This is a genomic window from Stutzerimonas stutzeri, assembly GCF_000935215.1.
Lineage (GTDB): Bacteria > Pseudomonadota > Gammaproteobacteria > Pseudomonadales > Pseudomonadaceae > Stutzerimonas.
In genome coordinates, this window is the sequence record NZ_JXXD01000035.1 from 1 (window position 1) to 6,233 (window position 6,233).

4 protein-coding genes and 1 pseudogene are annotated in these 6,233 nt (G+C 66.4%); all 5 read right to left on the reverse strand.

Annotation, left to right across the window (positions count from 1 at the left end):
• A pseudogene (locus tag LO50_RS05280) lies at positions 1–399 on the reverse strand (energy transducer TonB); the annotation flags it as partial.
• The gene (gene tolR / locus LO50_RS05285; RefSeq protein ID WP_044314329.1) at positions 399–860 is read right to left on the reverse strand and encodes a protein TolR; all 462 of its coding nucleotides are present in this window, start codon (positions 858–860) and stop codon (positions 399–401) included. The pseudogene LO50_RS05280 and the gene tolR, both read right to left, overlap by 1 nt.
• A 13-nt stretch (positions 861–873) precedes the next feature.
• Positions 874–1,587: a protein TolQ gene (gene tolQ / locus LO50_RS05290; protein WP_003300068.1), complete on the reverse strand. Its 714-nt coding sequence runs from the start codon at positions 1,585–1,587 to the stop codon at positions 874–876.
• Between the two features lie 69 nt (positions 1,588–1,656).
• Complete coding sequence (locus LO50_RS05295) at positions 1,657–3,573, reverse strand: phytase (RefSeq protein WP_044314330.1); 1,917 nt, start codon at positions 3,571–3,573, stop codon at positions 1,657–1,659.
• A gap of 75 nt (positions 3,574–3,648) precedes the next feature.
• Positions 3,649–6,132: a TonB-dependent receptor gene (locus LO50_RS05300; RefSeq protein WP_044314331.1), complete on the reverse strand. Its 2,484-nt coding sequence runs from the start codon at positions 6,130–6,132 to the stop codon at positions 3,649–3,651.
• Positions 6,133–6,233: the final 101 nt, after the last annotated feature.

The following is a 6,233-nucleotide window of genomic DNA, read 5'->3' on the forward strand; positions in this document are numbered from 1 at the left end:
CTCGCGCTGGCGTTCCAACTGCTCGCGCTGCTGCTTCAGCTGCTCGGCCTTGCGCTCCTCTTCGGCGCGCTTGAAGGCCAGCTCGGCCTGCTCGAGTCGCTGCTGCTGGGCGTGGGTATCGACCTGTGGCTCGCGCGGCGGCGGTTCGACCGCGGGCTCGACGGGCGGTTCGACCGGCACTGCGCTCTCGGTTGGCGCCGGCGGCGGCAAGCTGATCAACTGGGTCTGCATCACCTGGGTGGCGACCGGCATTTCCAGCGCTGGCGACCAGCTGCAGAGCAACAGCGCGAACAGTCCGGCGTGCATCCCGAGGGTCAGCAATGCAGCCCCGGCCGGACCGATCCACTGTCGCGGGACAACTTCGCTGCCATGCGCGACGGGCGTGCTGAAGGTCATCATCACGGCTGCCCGACTCCGGCCGGCGCCTCGGTGATCAGCCCCAGGTTGACCACCCCGCCGCGCTGCAGCTCGGCGATACCGGCGACCACGCGACCGTAGCCCGCCGCCTCGTCGGCACGGACATAGACCTGGGTGTCGCCGCGCTCGGCGATGATCGCGCCGACCTTGGCCTGCAGCTCGGCAAGGTCGACGGCGCTGTCGGTCTGGTTGTCGATGTCCAGCTCGCTGCCCAGGTTCCAGTAGAAGCCGCCATCGGCCTTTACCGAGAGCGTGAGGATCTGCCGCTCGTTCTCCACCGGCAGCGCTTCGGCTGCGACCTTGGGCAGCTCGATCTTGACGCCCTGCACCAGCATCGGCGCGGTGACCATGAAGATCACCAGCAGCACCAGCATCACGTCGATGTAGGGCACCACGTTCATTTCCGCCTTGGGCCCGTGTTTGTGCTGTGGTTTGACCAGCATGAAGGCGTCCTCCTCAGGCGGCTGCGGCAACGTTGGGTGAAGCGGCGTGCAGGCGCCGATGCAGGCGCGCCTGTAGCTCGTTGCCGAAGGCGTAGTAACGACCGACCAGCGTCTGCCCACGGGCAGCGAAGCGGTTGTAGGCCATCACCGCGGGAATCGCCGCGAACAGGCCGATGGCCGTCGCGATCAGCGCTTCGGCGATGCCCGGTGCGACGGTCGAGAGCGTCGCCTGCTGCACCTGCGACAGGCCGAGGAAGGAGTTCATGATTCCCCACACGGTACCGAACAGGCCGATATAGGGGCTCACCGAACCCACGGTCGCGAGAAACTGCAGGCCCTTTTCCAGACGCTCCTCCTGCTCGGCGACGGCCACGTAGAGGCTGCGCTCGACACCCTGCGCCACCACATCCGGCGCGATCCCCGGCTGGCGTTGCAGCTGGGCGAACTCGCCGTAACCGGCGAGGAAGATGCGCTGCAGCGCGGCCTCGTCCGGCAACGGCTGCGCCTGGCCTTCGCGATAGAGCTGGGCAAGATCGCCGCCCTGCCGGAAGCGCTGCAGAAAGCCGCGCTGCAGGCGTTCGGCGCTGCGCAACGCCACGCTGCGACGGATGATCAGGTACCAGCTCGAAACCGAGGCCAGGACCAGAATCATCATCACCGCCTGGACCACCAGGCTGGCTTCGCTGATCAGGCCCCAGATGGACATGTGCTCGAGAGTCGTTTGCATGAATCGTTTCCTCCTGCCCCGACTGGGGCAGCTGCTATTGGATTGCGGGTCGGTTAGCGGGCGATGACGTCAATCCAGCCCCAGCGCATCGGCGATCGCCGACCAGGGCAGGTACTTGTAGTTCTGCGTCCCCTCGGGCATCCGCTTGCGGCCGTCCTGCACCACCAGCATTCCGCGGTTCCAGATGCCGCCGAGGTTGGCCGAGGTGACTTCCAGCCCATCGGTCTCGGACGCTCCGTCGATGCCGCGCTCGGCGTTCAGGCCGATGCGGAAGGCGCCGCGCACGGCGTAGGGAGCCTGGGCATCGAGCACCACGTAGCTGTCGTTGCCCTGACTGGAAATCACCAGGTAGTCGCCGCGCTCGCCGTGGTAGATAGCCAGACCTTCGATGTCGTCGTAGACCGGCCCGCCGACACCGATGATCTGCTCCGGCACCGCCGGCACATCGGCGCGGGCATCGACCACCCACACCGCGACGTCTTCCTCGCCGACGAACAGCCGCTCGCTGCGGTCGTCGGCCACGCAGCCCTCGGGCTGACTGTCCAGCTTGAAGCGCCGCACCAGCTCGCCACGCGGCTGGCCGGAGCTGCCATCGAGGCGGTACTGCAGGAAGGTGCCGTCCTTGTCGTTGGCGATGGCGTAGGTAGTGCCCTGGCGATCCTGGAACATGCACAGGCCATAGATTTCGCTCAGCGGCGTGGCGACCTCGCCGACATCGCGGAGCACCCCGCTCGCCCGGTCGATGGCGAACAGGTGCAGGCTGTTGTGATCGCGATTGCTGGCCACGGCCAGGTCCACGCGCTTGCTGCCAAGGCGGAAGCCGCTGCGCACATCGACGTTGTTCAGCCGGCCGGCGCGCAGGTCCTGCACCTGACGGCCGTCCAGGTCGTACACCACCAGGCCGCCCTTCTTGTCGGTGCCGAGCACGCGGCTCTGTGCCGGATCGCGCGGATGGACCCAGATCGCCGGATCATCGGCGGCATCACCCAGGCTCGCCACCGGGCCTGTCTCAACTGCGGCCGGCAGGCTGACGATCGGCTCGGCTTGCGACAGCGCGGTCGGTTGCCAGTCCAGACGGGCCGACTGCAGGCCGCGTTCATCCGCCAGCAGCAGCTCGACGCCCTCGGCACTGCGGCGCGCGCTGATGCGTTCCGGTTCGTCGAAACCGTCCAGTGCGATGACCTCATCGGCTTGCCAGCCGGCTTCGTTCTGCCGGTACAGATGCAGCACCGAGGCTTCGGGATCGAGCGCCAGCAGTCCGCCCGGCACCAAGGTCATGCCCGCTGCGGCATGGGCCAGGCTGCCGAACGGCTGGCGCAGATCGACCGGCTCACGCTGCAACGGCGCCTCGGCGTCGGCCGGGTAACGCCAAAAGCCGACGGACTCCTCGTTGACATAGAGCTGCCCACTGGCATCGTCCGTCTGGCAGAAGGCGCTCTGCGGCGGCAGGCTGAGCCCGCGCACCCGCCGCGCCTCACCGAGCAGGCGGCCCTGACTGCCGACCAGCCATTGCTCGCCGACGCCCTCCTCACCGAGCAGAAACACGAAGTCGTTGTGCGCGCTGTCGCGGTACAGGCAAAGCCCCTCGATGGCGAATGCTGTGCGCGGCAGGTACAGCGGCTGGCTCCAGGCACGCGCGGCATTCAGGCCGATCAGCATCGCCTGCTGGCGCTTGCGCTCGACCGTGGCGAGCAGCAGGCCCTGGCGGTCGACGCGATGGTCCAGTCCTTCGAAGCGCCCGGCGTGGCGCGCCAGGCTGTTACCGGCGGCATCCAGCAGCTGCAGGCCCTGGTCATCGACCTGCACACGGTCGGCGCCGGTCCAGGGGGTGTCGCCGTTTAGCAGCTGGGCGTACTCGAGGCCGGCCAGCAGCGGTTCGCTGATGTTCAGCTGGGCCGACTTCGCCGGTGTATCTGGTTGCGTGGACTGGCAGGCCGCCAATGCGATGCACAGGCCGAGCAGCATGGTTTTGGGTAATGCGTTCATGGTGTATCCATTCAGGCTGCCGCCTGCCGGCGCCCGACCGAAAAGGGGAACGGCGGGCACCGGAGCGGCATGGGGTCAGAAGTGGGTGAGGGTCAGGCCGAGCTTGTAGGTCGGGCCGTACTCTTCGTACTGGGCGTTGTAGGCGCGGCGGCCGCTGTAGACGTAGTAGGACTCGTCCGTCAGGTTCAGCGCCTCGAAGGTCAGCTGCAGGCTCGGCGTGATGAAGTAGCCCGCCTTGAAATCGACGAACAGCTGATCGTCGACGTACAGGTCGTGCGCCTCGTCGTCGATGCCAGCCACCTCGTAGAGGTAGTCCGACTTGTAGTTCGCAGCCAGGCGCAGGTTGAGCCGGTCGTTTTCCCAGCCGAGCATCAGGTTGCCGACCGTGTCGGAGTGATTCGGCAGGTCGATGCTGCGCTGCATGCCCTGCCCTTCGATGTCCGCGTCGGACTGGCTGAAGGTGGCGTTGGCGCCCAGCAACAGACCGTTCCACGGCGCCGGCAGCCAGTCGAGCTTCTGCGAGTAGGCCAGCTCCAGGCCGTAGAGCTTCGCGCTGCTGCCGTTCTGGAAACTGAGCGCTTCGTCGAACGCGGCCCACTGGCCGGTGCCGGCCAGATCGGTGTTGTAGATGAAGTTATCGATGTCCTTGTAGAACAGGTACGCCGACACCACGCCGGCGCGGCCCATGTAGTGCTCGATGCCAAGGTCGTAGTTGATCGATTCCAGCGGCTTGAGATCGGGGTTGCCGAACTCGGCGTCGTTGCCGTCGATGACGAAACCGGGCGCCAGCTGGCCGAAGGTCGGGCGCACAACGCTGTTGGTCCAGGCGGCACGGATCATGGTGTCGTCGGTCAGTTGGTAGCGCAGGTGCAGCCCCGGCAGCCAGTGGTCATAACGACTGCTGCTGGAGATCGACTCAAACTGGTCATCGCGCAGGCCGGTGCCCTTGGCGCGAAAGCGCGTGCCCTCGTAGCGCAGGCCGGCGATGACGCGCCAGCGGTCGATATCCACGGTGTTCATCAGGTAGGCGGCGTTGATGTCCTCGTGCATGTCGAAGTCATTGATGCGCGACTCCTCCTCGTCGTAGAACTCGCTGGCATCCAGACCGCCAATCGCGCCCTCGATAGCCGAGGCACTGATGCCTGGGCCGAAGCGGCCGAGCGCATAGTCGACCCTGCCGCCCTGGAAGTCGGCCAGGGTCAGGTCGTCGAAATCGTCGTATTTCCAGACCTCGTTATCGTTGTCCTTGTGCCGACGGCTGAGCTTGCCGCCGAACTTGGCCTGCGCGGCGTAACCCCGGATGTCGTACTCGCGCGCCAGGTCCAGGCGGATGTTCTTCTCGCGGTCGCGGGTGTCGCTTTTCTCCCACTCCACTTCATCCAACTCGAAGGACGCCGGGTCGTAGAAGGACGAATCGATCGTCAGGCGCGGCTTGCGGCTACTGGAAAAGCCGGCATCGGCGAAATTACCCTCGAAGGTCGCGCTGGCGATACCGCCCGGATTGCGCTCGCGCGACTGGCTGTAACCGGCCTGCCCGCTCAGGGTCCACAGGCCCATCATGCGTTCACCGCCGAACACGTAGGACTGCACGGTCTGGGTATCCTCGCGGGACTTCAGCTCGCGCCAGCCCTCGGCGTCACTGGTCTCGCCCGGCAGCTGCGAATCCTCGAAGGCAACACCGGCGGCGTTACGCGTTTCGGTGTCCTTGAAGCGGCTGTACAGCGTACGCAGGTAATAGCTGCTGACATCGTCCGGCTTGTAATCGAAGTTCAGCCCGAAGCCGGTGCGCTCGCGGGTGATCTCGTAGTCGCGCTGCTCGAGTTCCTCCAGCCGCGCGCCGTCGTCGGCGAAGTCCCACTTGCCGCCGGTCTCGACGTTGTCCGAGCCGAAGTCGCGCTCCTGCCAGCTGACGGCCGCGGCGACACCGAAATTGTCGACGCCATCGCCCAGGCTGAAGCGGTCGCTGATGGCGCCGGAGAATTTCGGGCTGGTCTTGTCGACGTTGTCGTCATAGCTGCCCTCGCCGCTGAGGCTGTAGAACAGCCCGTCATGGTCGAAGGCCGACAGGCTCTGTACCTCGATGGTGCCGCCCAGGGAATTGGCATCCATGTCCGGCGTCAGCGTCTTGACCACCGACAGCGACTGAACCAGCTCCGATGGCAGCACGTCGAGCGCCACGGCACGGCGATCGCTCTCCGGCGATGGGACCAGCGTGCCGTTGATGGTGACGCTGTTCAGATCCGGCGCGATGCCGCGCACGCTGACGAAGCGCCCTTCGCCCTGGTCGCGCTCGACCGAGATGCCCGGAATGCGCTGCAGCGCCTCGGCGGCGTTGTCGTCCGGCAGCTGGCCGATGCCGTCTGCATGCACCACGCTCTTCACGCTGTCGGAATTGCGCTGGTCCTTCAGTGCCTCATCGATGCTGACGGCTTGGCCGATGACTTCGACGTGCTCGATGACAAGCGGCTCCTCGGCCCAGGCCGAACCGGCGCTGACGGCCAGAGCCAGCAGGCTGATGCGGAATCCTGCATGGCGGATGCCGCTGCGGTATGTGCTCATGAACAATCCCCCGAACGGTGTTTACCGGGTCCATCCCGGAACTGCAGCGGACGGTAGGTGGGGGATATGGCGGTTCTGTGACAGGAGGTTCGGGGAGGGCT